Below are 18,991 nucleotides of genomic sequence, written 5' to 3'. Positions count from 1 at the left end.
GGCGGCGGCTCATTGGGCGGTTTTGGGGGCGGACGCGTCGGCTTGCGGGCCGGCGGGAAGCGCCAGGGCGGCGGACGGCGGCAGGGCCATGGCGGCCTTGATGATGGCCGACAGGTCCTTGGCCGAACCGGAATCGATCATGGCCATGGCGCCCTGGGCGCGCTCGCGCACCTCGTCCGAGGAATTGTCCAGCGAGCTGGCGAGCACGGTGAAGTCGCCGCGGGCGCCGGCCAGGTCGCCGGCCCGCAGCTTGGCGAAGGCCAGCGCTTCCTTCGCCTGCACGCGATAGGGACTCTTCTCGCCCATCAACGGGGTCAGCCTCGCCTCGACATCCTTGTAGGGAGCCGTGTCGAGGAGCGCCAAGGCGGAATTGAGGCCGGCGAGGTCGGCCAGCACCGGATTGGGCGCAAGCTTGGCCGCCTGGTCGAAATAGCCCACCGCCTCGGCCGTTTTCTTCTCTTCCAGGCGGATGCCGCCCATCTGCATCAGGGCCAGCGCCTTGTAGGCCGGCGTGCTGTCCTTGGACACCGCCTCGAAGGCCGGGAACGACTTGGCCGGGCCGATCTTGCCGGCGTTTTCCAGCGCCGCCTGGTAAGCTTCGGAGGCCTTGTCGGCCTTGCTCTCCTGGTAGCCGTTCCAGCCCCACCAGCCGCCGACGCCGAGAATCGCCGCCACCGCCAGCGCGCCCACCCAGGGCAGCGACTTCAGCGCCAGGGACTTGTAGCGGTCGGAGCGCAGCTGCTCTTCGACCTCGTCAAACACATCGACCACGAACGAGGCTCCGGTAGGGGCGAGAACTGCGCCCTGAGCGCCGGCCCCGGATCGCTCCAGGCCGACGCGCGAGATGAACACCATGGCGGGCGAACCCGCCGAGGCGGCGAACCTATAGCGTGTCAGGGCCAGCCGCAACGGGGACGCGGGCGGGATCACGCCCGTTGAACCCCCTCGCCCCGGCCTTGGTCCGTCCACCCGGATCGCCCGTCACGACAAGCTGGGGATGCGGTTTTTCAATGGCGATCGCGCCGGCCGCGATCCCAGCCGCCCGACGAAGGCCACTACCCCTTCTTGGCGTAGTAGGTTTCGGCCTCGCCGGGGAAGGTGCGGGCCTTGACGTCGCGGGCGTAGTCGGCGGCGGCGCGCTCGATCTCGCCCTTCAGGTCGGCGTAGCGGCGCACGAATTTCGGGGTCCAGTCGAACAGGCCCAGCATGTCGTCGGTGACCAGGATCTGGCCGTCGCAGCCCGCCGAGGCGCCGATGCCGATGGTCGGCGGGGCGATGGCGGCGGTGATCTCGCGGGCCAGGCTCTCGGCGACGCCCTCGACCACCACGGCGAAGGCCCCGGCCTCGGCGGTGGCCCGGGCCTCCTCCAGGATCAGGGCTCGGCCGGCCTCGTCCTTGCCCTTGGCCTTGAAGCCGCCGTCGACCAGCACCGCCTGGGGGCGCAGGCCGACATGGCCCATCACCGGCACCCCGCGCTTGACCATGTAGGCGATGGTCTCGGGGATGGTCGGGCCGCTCTCGACTTTCACCCCCTGGGCCCCGGTCTCCTTCATGATCCGCACGGCGTTGGCGTAGGCCTCCTCCGGCGCGCCCTCGTAGGAGCCGAACGGCATGTCGACCACCACCATGGCCTTGCGCGAGCCGCGCATCACCGCCTGGCCGTGCAGGATCATCATCTCCATGGTCACGCCGACGGTGTTGGGCAGGCCGTGCACCACCATGCCCACCGAGTCGCCGACCAGCAGCAGGTCGCAGGCGTCGTCGAGGGCGGCGGCGACCGGCGCGGTGTAGGCGGTCAGGCAGACCAGCGGCTCGCCGCCCTTGCGCGCGGCGATGTCGGGGGCGGCCAGGCGGCGGACCGTTTGTTCACGATGGGCGGACAGGGCGAGTGCTCCAGGCGAAGGCGTGCGCCGTTTTCCGCCAGATCCTCTCGCGCCGCAACATATCCGTGAAAGGCCAGCGCGAGGTCCGGCTAGACCTCGTCCACCAGCCGCGTCACCGCGAAGGCCAGGGCCACGGCGGCCAGGGCCGCCGCCAGCCACAGGGTCTGGGCGCTGCCCAGGGTGAGCACCTGGTCGTAGCGGGCCATCAGCTTGTCCAGGCCCAGGTCCAGCGTCTGGGCGCCGTCGCGCGACATGGTCGAGAACTCGCTTGCGAACCGGCTGCCGATCAGCTGGGCCGCCGCCGCCAGGCCTGCGACCACGCCGGTCGCCCCGATCACCAGCCGCCGCAGGGCCCAGCCGCGATCGAGCCGGTCGGTCACCCGCTGGGCGAACGGTTCGGCGTCGCCGAACGCCGGCGGCTGGGCGTAGAGACGCGAGAGCTGGGTTTCGAAATCCGGATCAGCCATGGTTTTCTCTCCTCGCGGAGTCGTTCGACGCGCCTGCGGACGGCGGGGCCATCCGGGCCCTGAGTTTATCCAGACCACGTTTGACATGGGATTTGACCGTCCCAAGGGGGATGTTCAAGGCCTCGGCCGCCTCGGTGTGCGACCAGTCGGCCCCGTAGCAAAGCGATACGCACAGGCGCTCGGCCTTCGACAGGATCTTCAGCGCCTCGTCCAGGTCCATCCGGTCGGCGGTCGCGCCCGGGCCGTCCAGGGCGATCGGCGCCGACTCCTCGGCGCTCTCGCTCAGCACGAAACGCGAGTCGCGCTTGACCTTGCGCAGATAGAGCCGGGCGGCGGTCTTCTTGATCCAGCCGCCGAAAGACCCCTCGCCGCGATAGTCGGCGATCTGCTCGAAGCCGACCAGGAAGGCGTCCTGGGCGACGTCGTCGGCGGTGGCCGGATCGGCCCCCAGCCGGCGCAGCAGGCCGCGCACCGCCGAGCCGTGCCGGCGCACCAGCTCGCCGAAGGCCTTGCGGTCGCCGGCCGCCGCCAGGGCGGCCAGCTCGACGTCGTGGCCGGTGGGTGGGCGTTCAGTGCCCATGAGATCGGTCCCCTCCTCCCCTTATCCGCGCCTAGGCTTGCGGGGGGGTCTTGTTGGGGTTGAAGAAGCTGAGAATGATGAAGGCCAGGCCGATCATGCCCGGGATCGCCGCGCCGCTGACGGTGCCGAACATGGCGTTGCCGTTGATCTGACCCAGGGCGACCCCTGTCAGGGCGACGCCCGCGGCGACGGCCAGCAGGATGACGCCGATCCGCAGGTCACGCTGCGCCGACGAGACGCCGACCGGCTTGATGCCCTTGGTCATCGCCTCGATCAACTCGGGCGGAAGCGGCTGCCCCTTCTCGATCGCCGCGCGGACGGTCGCCTGCATCTCCCGACGGTCGCGGCTCTTCAGCCAGTTCGGCAGGACGACGACAGCGACGATCATCGCGAAGAAAAAAAACGGGACCATAATTTCTTCGTTCATGAGTCATTCCCCTCAATGCTTGGCGGGAAGCGTGACGCTTCCGACCTCTGTAGGGAAGAGACCTGAACCGGTGCGTTTGGAGGCGCCGGGCCAGATGAAACTTTCGTAAGCTTAGCGACGGACCAGCATCTGGCCGCTCAGCAGGGTCGCCGCGGCCGCCAGGCAGAGGATGCCCGCGGCCGGCGCCAGGGCCGGGGCCAGGGTCTGGACGGCCAGGTTCAGCACCGGCGCGCAGGCCCAGAGCACCACCCCCGCGGCGGCGGCGGTCACGGCCCCGGACATCAGCTTGGCGTACAATTCGCGCCGCGCCACCCTTTGCATGACCTCGGCGACGAACACCGCGTCCACCGAGGGGCGAACCGGGACGGCGTCCTCAGACAGGAAAGCGGCCAGACGATCTTCCGGGCTCATGAGGCGTCTCCCAACAGGACCAGCAGTCTCTCACGTCCGCGGTTCACATGCGACTTCACGGTGCCCAGCGGCAGGTTCAGCGCCTGCGCCGCCTCGCCATGCGACCAGCCCTGGCCGAGACACAGGGTGACGCAGGCCCTCTGGTCGGCGGGCAGATCGGCCAGGGCCGCCTGCAGCGCCATCCGGTCGGCCGGATCGGCCTCGCGCGGCGTGTCGTCGGCCTGCTCCTGTCGCCAGGCCTGGTCGCGGCGCGCCGAGCGGCGGGCGGTCCGGCCGTGGTCGATCGCCTTGCGCCAGGCCACGCCGAACAGCCAGGCGCGAAAACCGTCGTCGTCCTTCAACCGCGCCAGGCCCGACCAGGCCGCCAGGAAGGCTTCCTGGGCAATGTCGTCGGCGTCGCCGAAGCCGCTCTTGCGCAGGAACCCGCGCAGGGGCCGCTCGTGAGTCGCCACCAGGCGCGCGAAGGCCGACTGCGATCCGCTCCGCGCCGCCCGGACAAGCGGCGCGTCCATCAGAGCCGAGGTCCGCGGTCCACCAGGATCGACACCACGGACGCCACGCTCAGGGCGCCCATGACGAAGGCCACGATGACGAAGGCGGACCCCGCCTGGTAAAGATCGGTCGCGGCCGCATAGGCGAAGCCGGCGCCCAGGCAGGCGAACAGCACCACCTGGTACCAGCTGCGTTCGCGAGGACGGCGGCGGCGGTAGCGGTGACGATCGTCGTCCTCCGCATCGTCCTCGCTCCAACGCCTGTTCAGCCTGGCCAGCAGTTCTGGCGGCGGATCCCGTCCGGCCTGGGCGTAGGACTTGATCAGGTCGAGCGTGTCGCGATTGGCCTTGTAGGACAACCAGCTCTGATAGCCGCCGAACACGAACCAGCTCAGCGGAAAGATCAGCCACCAGAAGGATCGAAAAAGGTCTTCCATCACAACAAATCTCCAGAGGCGCGCCGCGCGCGCCGGAATGTCACGGGGTCAGCCGATGTCCAGGCGGGCCATCAGCGCCGCGGGCGGCTCCCGACCGGCGGCGGCGTAGGACCGCAGCACCTCAAGGGCGTCGCGACGAGCCTGGTAGGCCAGCCAGCTCCGGAAGGCGCCGACCACGATCCCGCTCACGGGAAACACCAGCCACCAGTAGGCGTGGAACAGCTCTTCCATCCGTCTCGTCTCCAGATCGATGCGAGCTTTCGCACCGTTTCTGGAAGCTAGTCGGCGCCGAGCCGGCAATTGGATGCGGCGACCCGCGAAATAATTTCGTCCATGGCCGAAAAGATCATCGTCGGGCCGTGGTCGGCCAAGGCCCCGCGGGTGGCGTAACCCCATTCGACCGCGCCGCAGGCCAGGCCCGCCTCGTTGGCCGCCTCGATGTCGCGGGTCTCGTCGCCGATGCACAGCACCCGGTCCTTGGCGATCCGGGCAGCCTTGACCACGGCCCGGAACTTGGCGGCCTTGCCGAAGATCGCCGCGCCGCAGCCGTAGTGGTCGATTAGCTCGGCCAGGTCCGGACCCAGGATCGCCCGGATCGTCGCCTCGGAATTGGAGCTGACGATGGCCAGCTTCAGGCCCGCCGCCGACAGGCCGCGCAGCAGGTCGGCCGCCCCCGCGAACAGCGAGATGGTGTGGGCCTCGGCGGCCATCATCTTTTTGCCGTGGGCGGCGACCAGCGGCACCTTCCAGAACGGCAGGCCCAGATAGGCCATGATCTCGCGGCTGTTGCGGCCGCGCAGCATGGCGATCTCGTCCTCGGTCACCGCCTTGAACTTGAAGCGCTCGGCCAGGGGCCGCACCGCCCGGATCGCCCAGGCCGTGCTGTCGGCCAGGGTGCCGTCGAAGTCGAAGATCACCAGCTCGATCCGCGCGGGGACCGGCCGGGTCGGCGCTGGCGTGAGCCGGGCGTCCATCTAGCCGTCCGCCGCGACGGCGCGCTGGTACTGGTCGGGCTTGAAGCCGACCAGCAGCCGGCCGTCGAGGTCGAGCACCGGACGCTTGATCATCGACGGTTGGGCCAGCATCAGGGCGATGGCCTTGGCCTCGTCAAGGTCCTGCTTGTCGGCCTCGGGCAGCTTGCGGAAGGTCGTGCCGGCCCGATTGAGCAGGGTTTCCCAGCCCACGACGCGGCTCCAGCCTTCCAGGCGGGCGCGATCGACGCCCGCGGTCTTGTAATCGTGGAAGCCATAGGCGACGCCGTGACCGTCCAGCCAGTCCCGCGCCTTCTTTATCGTGTCGCAGGCCTTGATGCCGTAGATCGTGGTCGTCACGCGCGAACGCTCCGTGGGCGGTCAGATTCTCTCGTCCCACCACCGTAAGGCGCGCCCGCCGCGCGGCAAACTGGAAAAAAGACCGGCCTCGCCCTGTCGTCGACTGTTCAGGCCAGGGCGAGCAGCGCGGCCCGCAGGCCGTCCGGATTAGCGTCCGGCAATCGCCGCTCGACCGCTTCATGGGTCGCCATCCAGATCGGCGTCGCGTGGGCCAGCAGGGCGTGGCCGGCCGCGGTCAGGGACAGCCGCCGTCCGCGCCGATCTTTCGGGTCGACGGTCACCGTCACCAGGCCGCGCCGCTCCAGCGGTTTCAGATTGGCCGTCAGGGTGGTGCGATCCATGGCCAGCAAGGTCGAGACCGCGCCGATGCCGGGCGGCTCCGGCCGATTGAGCGACATCAGCAGCGAGAACTGGCCGCTGGTGATCCCCAGTGGCCGGAACGCCTCGTCGAACCGCCGCGCCAGGGCCCGCGCCGCCCGCTGCACGTGCAGGCAGAGGCAGGCGTCGCGAACAAGGAGGGTGGTCTCGAAAGGCGTCGACGGCGGCTTTGACATCTTGAGATTGTGTTGATATCAACGTTAAAGTCAAGACCGCAAAGGTCGGGGGGCCACAACCCAAAGGGAGAGTCCGATGCCGAACCACAAGATCGCCTCGCGCGCCGAATGGCTCGAAGCCCGCAAGGCCCTGCTGGCCCACGAAAAGGAAGAGACCCGTCTGCGCGACCGCAACGCCGCCGAGCGCCTGGCCCTGCCCTGGGTCAAGGTCGACAAGGCCTACAGCTTCGACACGCCGGACGGCCGCAAGAGCCTGGCCGAACTGTTCGACGGCCGCAGCCAGCTGATGGTCTATCACTTCATGCTGCCGCCCGAATGGGAGGCCGGCTGCCCGGGCTGCTCGTTCCTGGCCGATCACCTCGACGGGACCCTGCCCCACCTGAACCATCACGACGTCACCCTGATCGCCGTGTCGCGCGCGCCGCTGGAGCGGATCGAGGCCTACAAGGTCCGCATGGGCTGGCGCTTCCCCTGGGCCTCGTCGTTCGGCGGCGACTTCAACTACGACTACGGGGTCTCGTTCACGCCGGAGATCCTGGCGTCCGGAACCGCGACCTACAATTTCGAACCCGTAGAGGGCCAGCCGACCGAGCTGCCGGGGCTGAGCGCCTTCTACAAGGACGAGGCCGGCCAGGTGTTCCACACCTATTCCAGCTACGGCCGCGGCGGCGAGGAGATGATCGGGACCTACATGCTCCTCGACCGCGCGCCTCTGGGCCGCAACGAGACCAGCATGGGCGACTGGATGCGCCGCCATGACGAATATGACGACGCCGCCCCGGCCCAGGCCCGGCAAGGCGACCCGGTTCCCGCCTAGGGCCGCGCCATGCTGTGCTGCGCCCTGGGACTGCTGGCCCTGATGACCGGCGCCTCGGCGCGGGGGCTCAGGGCGCTGCTCGGCGCCTGGCCGGCGCTCGCCGTCGCCGCCACGGCGGCGGCGAGCCTGGCGGTGCTGCTGCCGCTGCACCTGGATCACTACCGCCAGCGGGCCCAGGCCCATGGCCGCACGGTCATCGCCGAGATCGTCGCCGCGCCGCTCTGCAAGGGCGCGCCCCGGGGGTGACCCGGGCTGAGTCCGTGGCCATGTAGAATGCGCCCGCCCTCGCGTCCCCCGGTCTGTTTCGGCGCTCCGGAATGGCTTTGGAATTGGCCTGGCCACTTATAAATCTGCCTACCGCTATGACGTAGACGGATGGCACGTGGCCCTGAGTCGACCCTGTTCAACCCGCGGCCCCATCCAAGCGGGGTCTCCATTAGCCGCACCCCTCCAAAACCCTGTCGCCAAAAGGTCACCCGAGGGACTGCCTCGGGACTCCCTTGACAAGTCGAACGGAAGCATCGCAATTGGCCAGACCACTTGCCTTGGCGAAGTCGCGCGACGCCAGGGCCGACGGCAGCCGCCATCGCGCCAGTTATTGGATTCACGGAACGCCCGAATGCTGAAGATCACCGACGCGCGCGTCATCGTCACCTGCCCCGGCCGCAACTTCGTCACCCTGAAGATCACCACGGAGGACGGCGTCTACGGCATCGGCGACGCGACGTTGAACGGCCGCGAGCTTTCGGTGGTCAGCTATCTGGCCGACCACGTCGTCCCCTGCCTGATCGGCCGCGACGCCCACCAGATCGAGGACATCTGGCAGTACCTGTACAAGGGCGCCTACTGGCGTCGGGGGCCGGTGACCATGTCGGCGATCGCCGCGGTCGACATGGCCCTGTGGGACATCAAGGCCAAGGTCGCAGGCCTGCCGCTCTACCAGCTGCTGGGCGGCGCCAGCCGGACCGGGGTGATGGTCTATGGCCACGCCAACGGCGCGACCATCGAGGAGACGGTCGACGAGGCGCTGCGCTACCAGGCGATGGGCTACAAGGCCATACGCCTGCAGACCGGCGTGCCCGGCCTGGCCAGCACCTACGGCGTCTCCAAGGACAAGCTGTTCTACGAGCCGGCCGACGCGGCCCTGCCCACCGAGAACGTCTGGTCGACCAGCAAGTACCTGCCGACCGTGCCCAAGCTGTTCGCCGCCGCCCGCGAGGCCCTGGGTTGGGACGTCCACCTGCTGCACGACAGCCACCACCGCCTGACCCCGATCGAGGCCGGCCGCCTGGGCAAGGACCTGGAGCCCTGCCGCCCGTTCTGGCTGGAGGACGTCACCCCGGCCGAGAACCAGGCCAGCTTCCGGCTGATCCGCCAGCACACCACCACCCCCCTGGCGGTCGGCGAGGTGTTCAGCTCGATCTGGGACTGCAAGCAGCTGATCGAGGAGCAGCTGATCGACTATATCCGCACCACGATCGTCCATGCCGGCGGGGTCTCGCATCTGAAGCGCATCGCCGCCCTGGCCGAGATCAACAACGTGCGCACCGGCTTCCATGGCGCCACCGACCTGTCGCCGGTGTGCATGGGCGCGGCCCTGCACTTCGACCTCTGGGTGCCCAACTTCGGGATCCAGGAATATATGCGCCACACCGCCGAGACCGATGCGGTGTTCCCGCACGCCTACACGTTCAAGGACGGCGAGCTGCACCCCGGCGAGGCCCCCGGCCACGGGGTCGACATCGACGAGGCCCTGGCCGCCAAATACCCCTACCGCCCCGCCTACCTGCCGGTGAACCGGCTCGAGGACGGCACCCTGTTCAACTGGTGAGGCGGCGGGCCTGGCTCAGGATTTCTGGACGCTCGACGCCCCGCCCTCGCTGGCCTTGTGGATGTACTGCTCGGCCACCAGCCAGGCCTTGACCGGCCGCAGCGTGCCCAGGCAGCCGGCCAGCAGGGCCGGGAACACCGTCGCGAACTGCAGCCAGAGCGGCGGCTGGGCCGCCACCACCGCCCAGGCCCAGACGGCGATGACCAGGATCCCGACGCCGGTCATCACGAAGAAGGCCGGGCCGTCGGCCGGGTCGGCGAAGCTGTAGTCCAGGCCGCAGCGGTCGCAGCGTTTGGCCAGTCTCAGGAAACCCGCATAGAGCCGCCCCTCGCCGCAGCGCGGGCAGCGGCACAGCAGGCCGGAACGCAGGCTCGACGGCGCGTGGACGGGGCTGGTCATGGGCTCTTTCCCTACAATCGGACTTGAGATACATACATTCTGCATTAAATGTATGTATTCGACCTCAGGGACGCAAGCATGGCTCGTGACCAACCCGCCGCCGGCTGGCTGCGGCGCGTCGCCCAGCGGGGCGACCAGCCGATCTACCTGGCCCTGGTCGACGCCTTGGAAACCGCCATCCGCGCGGGCGAGTTGCAGCCCGGCGACCAGTTGCCGCCACAGCGGGCCGTGGCCGACCATCTGGACATCGACTTCACCACCGTCACCCGCGCCTATGGCGCGGCCCGGACCCGGGGCCTGGTCGAGGGCGCGGTCGGGCGCGGCACCTTCGTGCGCCGAGGGGCGATCGAGGACGAGGCCGGCCTGGTGGACCTGAGCATGAACCTGCCGCCCCCGCCGCAGGACGTGTCGCTGGCCGCCCTGCTGAAGGAGACGACCGCCGCCATCCTCGACCGCACCGACGTGGCCACCCTGATGGCCTACCATGCCGGACCGGGCGCGCCGGGCCAGCGCGCCGCCGGCGCCGCCTGGCTGGAGCCGTGCCTGGGCGAGGTCGCCCTCGACCGCATCGTGGTCTGCCCCGGCGCGCAGTCGGCCCTGACCGCGGTGCTGGCCACCCTCGCCCGCCCCGGCGCCGGCGTCGTCGTCGAGCCCCTCACCTATCCCGGCCTGATCGCCCTGGCCCGACGGCTGGACCTGAAACTGCTGGTCTGCCCGGTCGACGACCGGGGGTTCATGCCCGAGGCCCTGGCGCGGCTGTGCGCCCAGCAGCGGCCGGCGGCGATCTATATCGTCCCGACCACTTCCAATCCGGTCGCCGCCACCCTCGACCGGCAGCGGCGCGACGAGCTGGCGACGGTGGTTCGCGACGCCGGGACCTGGCTGATCGAGGACGACCCCTACAGCCGGCTGTTCGACGCGCCCCCGCCCGCCCTGGCCGCCCTCGCCCCCGACCGGACCTTCCACATCGCCACCCTGTCCAAGACCCTGTCGCCCGGCCTGAGGACCGCCTTCCTGGTCGCGCCGAGCGCCGAGTGGGCCGAGCAGGTGACGGCCAGCCTGCGGGCCACGGCCCTGATGGGTTCGCCCCTCACCACGGCGATCGCGGTCCGCTGGATCCGCGACGGCGCGGCCGAACGGGTGCTGGGCGGGGTGCGGCGGGAGGCGCGGGCCCGCCGGGCCCTGGCCGCGACGATCCTCCCGGCGGCCCGGGGCGCGGCGGAAGGCGTCCATGTCTGGCTCGACCTGCCCGTCGGCTGGAATCCCGACCGGTTGCGCGCCCAGGCCGCCAGCCGCGGCCTGGCCCTGGTCGCCGCCGACGCCTTCGCCGCCGGGCCGGACCATCCCAACGGCCTGCGCATCTCCCTGGGCGGCCCGACCCAGCGACCGGTGCTGCGCGGCGCCCTGGTCCAGTTGGCGGCCCTGCTGGCGGAGGCCCCGCCGGCCTGACTCAGTCCAACGCCCAGCGGGCGAGCGGCACGTGCTCGGTGCGACCCAGGAGGCTGCGGACCAGGGTGAAGCCGTTCACGGTCCAGGTCACGGACTCCGCCGGGACTTCGGCGACGACGCGCCGGTCGTAGAGCAGGGTCACATGCGGCGTGAACGCCTTGTCCACCCACCGGCCAAGTCCGGCCCGGGCCATGGCCAGGCCGAGGTCCCGCTGGAAGGTCTTCAGGGCCTCGAGCCCGGCGTCGCCCCGCAGCACCAGGGGATTGTTGCCGCCGTTGTGGAAGCTGACCGCCCGGTCGAAGGTCACCTGGAACGGCGTCGCCGCCAGCGCCTGGGCCGCCTCCCCGGCCATGGCCACGAGGTCGCGCCGCAGGCCGGCATGGTCGCCCAGGTGATGCAGGGTGATGTGGAAACGCTCGGCCGCCAGCGACCTGCCGGTCAGTTGGTGGGCGGTCCGCAGGCGGCCGGCCTGTTCGGCGATGGCGCCGGCGGTCGCCGGGTCGGGGAAGATCGCGAAGAACAACCGGTCGGTGGCCGGCTCGGGCGCGAACAGGGAAAATTGATCGGGCACGATACGGGCCTGGCAGCGGCCCCTGGGGGCGACGGAGATTCGCCATCCTAGCCCCGTCGGGCCGCATCCTGGCAAGTCCGCCGCGCTGTCAGCGACATCCTCCGGCGCCATGACAGCCTTCGGCCGGCGCCGGCTCCAGGCTGCGCAGATAGGCCACGAGGTCGGCGGTCTCGTCCTCGCCCAGCTCGGCCATGGGCATGCGGGGATGGGTGCGGACCGAGCCCTCCTCGGGCATGGGGTCGGGCTTGATCATGCCTTCGGCCAGCAGGCCGCGCAGGCCGTCGGAACCATAGCGGCGGTGGATGTCCCGGAACGGCGGCGCATCGGCCAGGGGGCTCGCCCCCGCTGCGACAGCGTGGCAGCCGCCGCAATGGCGCTGGGCCAGGCGCCGACCGGCCTGGGCCTGGCCTTGGGTTTGCGCAGCGTCCGCTCCGGGAGCCGAGACGGCGAGAACGGCGGCCGCGCCAAGGACGGCGACCCAGCGACCTATGCGGACCATCAGCGGCCTCCCTCTGGTCCAGCAATCATCGCGCCCCGCCGGTCCATCCGCTTTGATCCTGCTCAAGCGAGCCTGCGATCAGGATCAAGGCGGCGCTCCGAGCGCCTCCGTAGAGTTCCCTAGGGGACCCATCGTAAGCGGCGCTCCCGAATGTCGCGCCTTGGCGTTCAAGCCTAGCCTTGCCTCAAGTTCGGGCCAGGAGATCGCCGATGTACTCGCAGGGTTTTGCTTCGCCGCTGAGCGCACGTCCTGCGACGGGCGCTGCGGTGGATCCCTTCCAACCGATCGGCGTGCGCATGGCTTTCGAGCCCGGCGACGAAATCTTCGCCCAGGACGAGGCGAGCGACCTGGTCTATCGCGTGGTCCGCGGCGCGGTGCGCACCAGCCGCCTGCTCAGCGACGGCCGCCGCCAGATCGGCGACTTCTACTACGAGGGCGACATTTTCGGCCTCGAACCCGGCCCGCTCCACCGCTTCACCGCCGAGGCCCTGATCGACAGCGACATCCTGGTGGTCAAGCGCGCGACGCTGAAGCGCTATGGCGACGAGGGCCTAGCCCTGGAGCGGCTGATCTGGGCAGCGACGGCGCGGGAACTGGTGCGGACCCAGGAACATCTGCTGCTGCTGGGCCGCAAGACCGCCTGCGAAAAGGTCGCCAGCTTCCTGCTCGACCTGGCCGATCGCGGCCGCGGAGAGCTCACCGTCCTGCCCATGGGCCGCCAGGACATGGCCGACTATCTGGGCCTGACCATCGAGACCGTCTCGCGGATGCTGACCCAGTTGCAGGCCGAGGGCCTGGTCGAGTTCTTCGGCAACCGGCGCTTCCACATCCGCCGGCAGGCCGGCCTGGCCAGGCTGGTCGCCTGCTGACCGGCAGGTTGTGCTTTCCGAACGTCGCCCGCCGCGTGCTAGCCTGCCGGCAAGGCGGGTGACGACTCGATGCGCGATCAGCGAAGTGTTGCGGGCGGACCGTGGACCAGGACGCGACCGCTGCTGGCGGCCGCGCCGGGATATGCGGCGGCCGTGCTGGGATCGCTGGCGGCGCTGGCCCTCTGGCTGGTCCTGCGGCCCTATCTGCAGGAGCGGGCCCTGCTGGTCGTCGCCGTGCCGGCGGTGCTGCTGGCGGCCGGCCTGGGCGGGCTGAAGCCGGCCCTGCTGGCCACGGCCCTGTGCTTCGTCGCCAGCGTGGCGCTGCTGGGGCCGCAGTTTCGCGACAACCCCGCCAACCTGATCGACTCGGCCTTCTTCCTGCTGCTGGGCCCGGTCGTCGGCCTGGCGGGCGACCAGCTGCGCCGCAATAGCGTAGAGGCGGCGGCCAAGCAGTCCCACCTGCAGTCGATCCTCGACACCGTGCCCGAGGCGATGATCGTCATCGACGAAAAGGGGATCATCCGCTCGTTCTCGGCCGCGGCCGTGCGGCTGTTCGCCTGGAGCGCCGACGAGGCGGTCGGCCGCAACATCAAGTTCCTGATGCCCTCGCCCTATCGCGAGGAGCATGACGGCTACCTGTCGCGCTACGCCGCGACCGGCGAGCGGCGGATCATCGGCATCGGCCGCATCGTGGTCGGCGAGCGCAAGGACGGCTCGACCTTCCCGATGGAGCTGGCCGTCGGCGAGGCCCAGGCCGGGCGCGAGCGGTTCTTCACCGGCTTTATCCGCGATCTCACCGAGCGCCAGGACCAGGATCTGCGCCTGCAGGCCCTGCAGTCCGAGCTGGTCCACGCCTCGCGGCTGACGGCCATGGGCGGCATGGCCGCGGCCCTGGCCCACGAGCTCAACCAGCCGCTGTCGGCGATCGCCAACTACATGAAGGGTTCGGTCACCCTGCTCAAGGCCAAGGACCCGGACCTCGTCCGGCTCGGCGACGCCCTCGACCGGGCCGGCGACCAGGCGCTGCGGGCCGGCGAGATCATCAAGCGCCTGCGCGAGTTCGTCGCCAAGGGCGAGACCGAGCACACCATCGAGGACCTGGGCAAGCTGATGGAGGAGGCCAGCGCCCTGGCCCTGGTCGGCGCCAAGGAGGCCGGGCTGCGGGTGTCGCTGCGCTTTACGCGCGTCGAGCCGGTGATCGTCGATCGGGTGCAGGTCCAGCAGGTAGCCCTCAACCTGATCCGCAACGCCGTCGAAGCCATGCGCGGCGGCGCGATCAAGGAACTGACGATCGCCATTTCGACCGCGGCGGACGACATGGCCCAGGTCACCGTCTCCGACACCGGGCCAGGCCTGGCGCCGGAGATCGCCGAACGGCTTTTCCAGCCGTTCATCAGCAGCAAGGACACGGGCCTGGGCGTCGGTCTGTCGATCTGCCGGACCATCGTCGACGCCCATGGCGGCCGCATCTGGGCGCAGTCGAACGCGCGCGGCGGCGCGACCTTCGCCTTCACCCTTCCCTTCGCCCGCACGGAGCAGGACCATGCCGTCTAGGCCGATCGTCCATGTCGTCGACGACGACGAGGCCATGCGCCACTCCCTGGCCTTCGTCCTCGACGTCAACGGTTTCACCGCCCGCCTGCACGACTCCGCCACGGCCTTCCTGGAGGCCCGTCCCGAGCCGGTCGAAGGCTGCCTGGTCACCGACATCCGGATGCCGGGACTGTCGGGCCTGGACCTGGTCCGCCAGCTCAACCGGCAAAAGGTCCGCTATCCGGTGATCGTCATGACCGGTCACGGCGACGTGCCCCTAGCCGTGGAGGCGATGAAGGCCGGGGTCGTCGACTTCATCGAAAAGCCGTTCTCGGACGAGACCTTCCTGAACGCCGTGCGCGCCGCCCTGGCCCTGCGCCCCGGCGACGACGAACAGGCCCAGGCGCGGGTCGAGGCCGAGCGCAGGATCGCCGAACTGTCGCCGCGCGAGCGGGACGTGCTGGTGGGCGTGGCGGCGGGCAAGTCCAACAAGGCCATCGCCGCCGACCTCGACATCAGCCCGCGCACGGTCGAGGTCTATCGGGCCAATCTGATGGCCAAGACCGAGGCCCGCACGGTCGCCGATCTCGTTCGCATGGCCCTGGCCGCCGGCCTCTGACCGGTTTGCGCCAGGTCAAGGCGCGGGCGCGCGCCGCCGGGCAAGGTGACCCATGGCGACGCCCCGCCGGCCACCGCACGGAGTCGACGTGTCTTCCCCCAGTCTGGCCATCCCCAGTCCGGCCACCATCGTCCTGCTCGATGATGACGACGCCCTGCGGGAGGCCATGACCTTCGCCCTGGAGGCCCAGGGCTTCCGGGTGCGCGCCTATGCCCGTCCGGGTCTGCTGCCCAAGGCGGCGGACCTGGCGGCGACCGGCTGTTTCGTGATCGACCAGCTTATGCCCGGGGAAACCGGCCTGACCCTGCTGCATCGGCTGCGCGCGGCGGGGATCGCCTCCCCGGCCATCCTGATCACCACCGGCCCCTCAAGCGAGATCCAGCTGGCGGCGGCCCGGCTGGCGGCCACGATCGTCGAGAAGCCGCTGCTGGGCGAGCGGCTGTTCAACGTCCTGGGACGGCTGCTGGCGCGCCGCGACGGCGGTCCGGGCGAGGCGCAGATTCATTGACCTGGCGCCCAGGCGCAGTTGCCTGACGCACAACCTAAGGGCAAGCTCCGTTCGAAGACGGAGAGACCCCATGGCCGATGCGGGCGCGAACCCTACCTTCAGGCCCGCGGATTTCGCGGCGCCCGACCGTGAGTGCGACCTGGTGATGAAGGGCGGCATCACCTCAGGCGTGGTCTATCCTTACGCCATACTGGAGCTGGCCAGGCGCTACCGGTTCCGCTCGATCGGCGGGGCCTCGGCGGGGGCGATCGCCGCGGCCTTCGCGGCCGCCGCCGAATACGCCCGCCAGGCCGGCGACCTGGAGGGCTTCACCCGTTTCGAGCGGCGCTGCGCTGAGCTGCCGACGATCCTGGCCGGACTGTTCCAGCCGAGCGACGGGTTCAAGCCGTTGATGACGGCGCTCCGGCAGGTCGCCGCCAAGGACAAGGGGCCGCTGCGGTTCCTGGCCGCCCTGGGCAATTTCACCCCGTCGCTGACGGTGGGCGGCGCGATCGGACTGGCGGCCTATCTGCTGGCGGTGGCGCTGGTGGGCCTGCCGGCCGGACTGTTCCACGGCGCGGCCTGGCCGTCCTGGTGGTCACTGCTGCCCGGCGCCCTGCTGGCGGTGGTGGTCGCGGCCGCCGCCGGCCTGGCGCTGCGGCTGACAGCGCTGATCGCCCGGCGCCTGCCCGAGCAGAACTTCGGCCTGTGCAGCGGCCTCTCCGCAGAAAGCGCGGCGGGCGAGCCGCCGGCCCTGACCGACTGGATCCACCAGTCGCTGCAGGACATCGCCTTCGGGCCCGCCGGCCGCCAGCGCCCGCTGACCTTCGGCGACCTGGCCGACATCGGCCTCAGCCCGGCCGAGATCGCCGACGGCCACCAGGCGATCGACCTGCGGATGATGACCACCAACCTGTCGCTGTCGCGCCCGCATGTCGCCCCGACCTTCGACATGGCGCTGCTGTTCGACCCGGACCGCTGGCGAAGCCTGTTCCCGGCCCAGGTCATGACCTATCTGCTGGGCGAGACATCGGCCGGCGCGCCGGTCGGCGCCCCCGACGAGGACGGCCGCCATCGGGCGCTGCCCGAGGCCCGCGACCTGCCGGTGGTGGTCTGCGTGCGGATGAGCCTGAGCTTCCCGATCCTCATCCAGGCCATCCCGCTGGCCATGCGCGACGTCGGGGCGCGGGCCCGGGGCGAGCTGGAAGCCGGCGCCGCGCCGCCGATCGCGCCGCTGCTGTTCTCCGACGGCGGCCTAAGCAGCAACTTCCCGATCCACTTCTTCGACACCCTGCTGCCGGTCCGTCCGACCTTCGCCCTGAGCCTGGACGCCATCGCCGAGGACCGGGCCGAGCGGGTGACCATGCCCCAGAACGCCTCGGCCGGCAGCTTCACCCCGGTCAAGCCGATCACCACCCTGGCCGGCTTCGCCGCCAGCCTGTTCGGGGCCGCAAAGGACTGGCAGGACCAGATGCTCAGCGCCATGCCCGGCCAGCGCGAGCGGGTGGTGCGGATCGCCCTGACGCCCGACGAGGGCGGCCTCAACCTGGCCATGCCGCCGGCGGTGTCGCGCAAGCTGATGGCCTATGGCGGCCAGGCCGGGCGGACCATCGTCGCCGACTTCGACTTCGACGAGCATCGCTGGCGGCGGACCCTGGTCGCCTATGAGCAGATGGAGATCACCCTGGAGGGGCTGCACGCCATCTGGCCCGGGTTCGGCGCCTGGTACGACGACTATGCACCCCGGGTGAAGAGCTACGCCAACCGGGTCAGGCCGGCCGACCGGGCGGAGATCGCCCGCCGGTTCGCGGCCCTGGACGGCCGCGCCGCCGACATCGTCCCGCCGCTGCGCCACCGGATCAGCTTTCCCAAGCCCCGCGGCCGACTGCGGATTTCGCCTGACGTTTGACGGGTCAGCCGGCGGCGAGATCGGTCGATTCCGCGGATTCCGGCTCGGGACTTTCGGGCGCGCTGCAGTGCAAACTCGGGCGCCGCGCCTCGGGCGACCCGTGCATGCGGGTCAGGTTGCGGCGATAAGCATTTGACAGAACATATCTTTTCAACGACCCAAGGCGCGCCAAAGTTTCGTCATCGGGCGCATCGACGATCCTCTTCAACATGAGGTGACAAAGCGCGTCCGGCCCGGCAGGCTTGGCTCTCTTTTGATTCCCAGCAGATGAGCTGACTTATGAACGTTTCTGATCTGGTCGACGCCGCCGTGGCCGCCGACGACAAGCTGACCAAGACTCAGGCCAAGGCCATCATCGACGGCGTCTTCAAGTCGCTGACCGAGGCGGCCGTAAAGGGCGAGGAAGTCTCGATCCCGGGCTTCGGCAAGTTCAAGGTTCAGGCCAAGCCGGCCCGCACCGGCCGCAACCCGTCGACCGGCGCGACCATCGAAATCGCCGCCAGCAAGAAGGTCGCCTTCACGCCGGCCAAGCAGCTGAAGGACGCCGTCAACGGCTGATCCCGAGGCGAGCGGCCGGCCTCCCAGCCGGCCGCTCATCTTCCCGGACCGCCCCTGCGGCGTCCGGCATGGCGGCGAGACCCCATGACCCCGCAAGCCTCCTCTCGCAGATTGAGCCCGCTGACCGCCATCCTCGCCGGAGGCCTCACCGCCGCGGCGCTGGACATCAGCTACGCCTTCATCGCCTTCGGCCTGCGCGGCGTCGGCCCCGTCAAGATCCTGCAATCGGTCGCCAGCGGCCTGCTCGGCAAGGCCAGCTATCACGGCGGTCTGGCGACGGCGGCCCTGGGCGGCCTGCTGCACGCGGCCATCGCCGTGGTCATGGCCGCGGTCTATGTGGCCGCCAGCCGGTTTCTCCCAGCCCTGAACCGCCGACCGTGGCTGTGGGGCCCGGCCTATGGGATCGGCTGCTACCTAGTCATGAACTATGTAGTCCTGGCCCTGAGGTTCGGCCCCAGTCCGCCTCCCGCCCTCGACATCCTGCTCGGCGGCGTGGCGATCCATATGTTCGGGGTCGGCCTGCCGATCGCCCTATTCGCCGCTCGCGCGCGGTTCGCGGCGGCGCGGTAGGGCTCGCCTTCGGGCGCAAGCGTTTCAGCGCCGTTGCGCCCGGCTCATAAAGTCCGCGCCTAGAGCATTCGTCGCTTAAGTTGACACATATCCGGCATGCCGAAAATAGTTGGCGCATTCGTCGGGGGTGAAGGCGTCGAGGACCAGCCCGATGCGGTCCCACAGATTGTCCCGGGTTCGTTCGGCGGCCTTGCGCAGCAGGGTCTTGAGCTTGGAAAACGCCATCTCGATGGGGTTGAGATCGGGCGAGTAGGGCGGCAGGAAGACCAACTGGGCGCCCCTGGCCTCGATGGCCAGCC

Annotated in this window: 26 protein-coding genes and 1 pseudogene; 11 read left to right on the top strand and 16 right to left on the bottom strand. The window is 70.2% G+C overall.

The window, feature by feature from the left end:
- Window positions 1-9: 9 nt before the first annotated feature.
- The 12 genes from ACIPQB_RS22225 to ACIPQB_RS22170 all read right to left on the bottom strand — a co-directional run bounded on the left by ACIPQB_RS22225 (window position 10) and on the right by ACIPQB_RS22170 (window position 6,581).
- Window positions 10-930, bottom strand: coding sequence for a tetratricopeptide repeat protein (locus ACIPQB_RS22225; RefSeq protein WP_446487425.1), 921 nt, complete (start codon window positions 928-930; stop codon window positions 10-12).
- Between the two features lie 125 nt (window positions 931-1,055).
- Window positions 1,056-1,883, bottom strand: a complete 828-nt coding sequence (gene panB / locus ACIPQB_RS22220) for a 3-methyl-2-oxobutanoate hydroxymethyltransferase (RefSeq protein WP_446487490.1) — start codon at window positions 1,881-1,883, stop codon at window positions 1,056-1,058.
- 89 nt (window positions 1,884-1,972) lie between these two features.
- Entirely contained in the window at window positions 1,973-2,350 is a 378-nt protein-coding gene (locus ACIPQB_RS22215; RefSeq protein ID WP_446487424.1) for a hypothetical protein, read from the bottom strand.
- Entirely contained in the window at window positions 2,343-2,930 is a 588-nt protein-coding gene (locus ACIPQB_RS22210; RefSeq protein WP_446487423.1) for an RNA polymerase sigma factor, read from the bottom strand. Before ACIPQB_RS22210 ends, ACIPQB_RS22215 begins: the two co-directional genes overlap by 8 nt.
- A 31-nt stretch (window positions 2,931-2,961) precedes the next feature.
- Complete coding sequence (locus ACIPQB_RS22205) at window positions 2,962-3,342, bottom strand: DUF6249 domain-containing protein (RefSeq protein ID WP_446487422.1); 381 nt, start codon at window positions 3,340-3,342, stop codon at window positions 2,962-2,964.
- Window positions 3,343-3,468: 126 nt separating this feature from the next.
- A complete protein-coding gene (locus ACIPQB_RS22200; protein ID WP_446487421.1) occupies window positions 3,469-3,768 on the bottom strand; it encodes a hypothetical protein in 300 nt (99 codons plus the stop codon).
- A complete protein-coding gene (locus ACIPQB_RS22195) occupies window positions 3,765-4,280 on the bottom strand; it encodes an RNA polymerase sigma factor (RefSeq protein ID WP_446487420.1) in 516 nt (171 codons plus the stop codon). Before ACIPQB_RS22195 ends, ACIPQB_RS22200 begins: the two co-directional genes overlap by 4 nt.
- Window positions 4,280-4,696: a hypothetical protein gene (locus ACIPQB_RS22190; RefSeq protein WP_446487419.1), complete on the bottom strand. Its 417-nt coding sequence runs from the start codon at window positions 4,694-4,696 to the stop codon at window positions 4,280-4,282. Before ACIPQB_RS22190 ends, ACIPQB_RS22195 begins: the two co-directional genes overlap by 1 nt.
- 48 nt (window positions 4,697-4,744) lie before the next feature.
- Complete coding sequence (locus tag ACIPQB_RS22185) at window positions 4,745-4,927, bottom strand: hypothetical protein (RefSeq protein WP_446487418.1); 183 nt, start codon at window positions 4,925-4,927, stop codon at window positions 4,745-4,747.
- A gap of 47 nt (window positions 4,928-4,974) precedes the next feature.
- Window positions 4,975-5,670 carry an HAD hydrolase-like protein gene (locus ACIPQB_RS22180; protein ID WP_446487417.1) on the bottom strand — a complete coding sequence of 232 codons (696 nt, stop codon included), beginning with the start codon at window positions 5,668-5,670 and terminating at the stop codon, window positions 4,975-4,977.
- Entirely contained in the window at window positions 5,671-6,027 is a 357-nt protein-coding gene (locus ACIPQB_RS22175; RefSeq protein ID WP_446487416.1) for an ArsC family reductase, read from the bottom strand.
- A gap of 107 nt (window positions 6,028-6,134) precedes the next feature.
- Window positions 6,135-6,581, bottom strand: a complete 447-nt coding sequence (locus ACIPQB_RS22170) for a MarR family winged helix-turn-helix transcriptional regulator (RefSeq protein WP_446487415.1) — start codon at window positions 6,579-6,581, stop codon at window positions 6,135-6,137.
- A gap of 76 nt (window positions 6,582-6,657) precedes the next feature.
- Between ACIPQB_RS22170 and ACIPQB_RS22165 the strand changes: the two genes are divergently transcribed.
- From ACIPQB_RS22165 to manD, 3 genes are all read left to right on the top strand, one after another.
- Window positions 6,658-7,398 (top strand): DUF899 domain-containing protein, encoded by a 741-nt coding sequence (locus tag ACIPQB_RS22165; RefSeq protein WP_446487414.1) that lies wholly within the window; start codon window positions 6,658-6,660, stop codon window positions 7,396-7,398.
- A gap of 9 nt (window positions 7,399-7,407) precedes the next feature.
- The gene (locus tag ACIPQB_RS22160) at window positions 7,408-7,644 is read left to right on the top strand and encodes a hypothetical protein (RefSeq protein ID WP_446487413.1); all 237 of its coding nucleotides are present in this window, start codon (window positions 7,408-7,410) and stop codon (window positions 7,642-7,644) included.
- Between the two features lie 373 nt (window positions 7,645-8,017).
- The gene (gene manD, locus ACIPQB_RS22155; protein ID WP_446487412.1) at window positions 8,018-9,229 is read left to right on the top strand and encodes a D-mannonate dehydratase ManD; all 1,212 of its coding nucleotides are present in this window, start codon (window positions 8,018-8,020) and stop codon (window positions 9,227-9,229) included.
- A gap of 15 nt (window positions 9,230-9,244) precedes the next feature.
- On the opposite strand, the gene ACIPQB_RS22150 is transcribed toward manD, so the two are convergent.
- The gene (locus ACIPQB_RS22150) at window positions 9,245-9,628 is read right to left on the bottom strand and encodes a DUF983 domain-containing protein (RefSeq protein WP_446487411.1); all 384 of its coding nucleotides are present in this window, start codon (window positions 9,626-9,628) and stop codon (window positions 9,245-9,247) included.
- Between the two features lie 78 nt (window positions 9,629-9,706).
- Here ACIPQB_RS22150 and ACIPQB_RS22145 point away from each other — a divergent pair, with 78 nt between their 5' ends.
- Entirely contained in the window at window positions 9,707-11,077 is a 1,371-nt protein-coding gene (locus ACIPQB_RS22145; protein ID WP_446487410.1) for an aminotransferase-like domain-containing protein, read from the top strand.
- A gap of 1 nt (window position 11,078) precedes the next feature.
- Here ACIPQB_RS22145 and ACIPQB_RS22140 read toward each other — a convergent pair whose 3' ends face one another.
- Together ACIPQB_RS22140 and ACIPQB_RS22135 are read right to left on the bottom strand one after the other, a co-directional pair.
- Window positions 11,079-11,648 carry a 2'-5' RNA ligase family protein gene (locus ACIPQB_RS22140; protein WP_446487409.1) on the bottom strand — a complete coding sequence of 190 codons (570 nt, stop codon included), beginning with the start codon at window positions 11,646-11,648 and terminating at the stop codon, window positions 11,079-11,081.
- Between the two features lie 88 nt (window positions 11,649-11,736).
- On the bottom strand, window positions 11,737-12,147 hold the full coding sequence (locus tag ACIPQB_RS22135) for a c-type cytochrome (protein ID WP_446487408.1): 411 nt from the start codon (window positions 12,145-12,147) through the stop codon (window positions 11,737-11,739).
- A gap of 209 nt (window positions 12,148-12,356) precedes the next feature.
- Between ACIPQB_RS22135 and ACIPQB_RS22130 the strand changes: the two genes are divergently transcribed.
- From ACIPQB_RS22130 to ACIPQB_RS22100, 7 genes and pseudogenes are all read left to right on the top strand, one after another.
- Window positions 12,357-13,016 carry a helix-turn-helix domain-containing protein gene (locus ACIPQB_RS22130; RefSeq protein ID WP_446487407.1) on the top strand — a complete coding sequence of 220 codons (660 nt, stop codon included), beginning with the start codon at window positions 12,357-12,359 and terminating at the stop codon, window positions 13,014-13,016.
- Window positions 13,017-13,085: 69 nt separating this feature from the next.
- On the top strand, window positions 13,086-14,570 hold the full coding sequence (locus ACIPQB_RS22125) for a PAS domain S-box protein (protein WP_446487406.1): 1,485 nt from the start codon (window positions 13,086-13,088) through the stop codon (window positions 14,568-14,570).
- Window positions 14,560-15,168, top strand: a complete 609-nt coding sequence (gene fixJ, locus ACIPQB_RS22120) for a response regulator FixJ (RefSeq protein WP_446487405.1) — start codon at window positions 14,560-14,562, stop codon at window positions 15,166-15,168. Before ACIPQB_RS22125 ends, fixJ begins: the two co-directional genes overlap by 11 nt.
- A gap of 88 nt (window positions 15,169-15,256) precedes the next feature.
- Entirely contained in the window at window positions 15,257-15,676 is a 420-nt protein-coding gene (locus tag ACIPQB_RS22115) for a response regulator (RefSeq protein ID WP_446487404.1), read from the top strand.
- A gap of 70 nt (window positions 15,677-15,746) precedes the next feature.
- Window positions 15,747-15,950, top strand: a pseudogene (locus tag ACIPQB_RS22110) (patatin-like phospholipase family protein); the annotation flags it as partial.
- 1,893 nt (window positions 15,951-17,843) lie between these two features.
- On the top strand, window positions 17,844-18,122 hold the full coding sequence (locus tag ACIPQB_RS22105) for an HU family DNA-binding protein (protein WP_446487403.1): 279 nt from the start codon (window positions 17,844-17,846) through the stop codon (window positions 18,120-18,122).
- 84 nt (window positions 18,123-18,206) lie between these two features.
- The gene (locus tag ACIPQB_RS22100; protein WP_446487402.1) at window positions 18,207-18,692 is read left to right on the top strand and encodes a hypothetical protein; all 486 of its coding nucleotides are present in this window, start codon (window positions 18,207-18,209) and stop codon (window positions 18,690-18,692) included.
- Window positions 18,693-18,767: 75 nt separating this feature from the next.
- On the opposite strand, the gene ACIPQB_RS22095 is transcribed toward ACIPQB_RS22100, so the two are convergent.
- Window positions 18,768-18,991: transposase (locus ACIPQB_RS22095; protein WP_446483963.1), on the bottom strand; the 224-nt coding region annotated here is incomplete at its 5' end.

This window comes from Caulobacter sp. LARHSG274 (genome assembly GCF_052871235.1).
The sequence above is the reverse complement of the archived record's forward strand: the minus strand, read 5'-3'. Positions and strand labels throughout refer to the sequence as shown.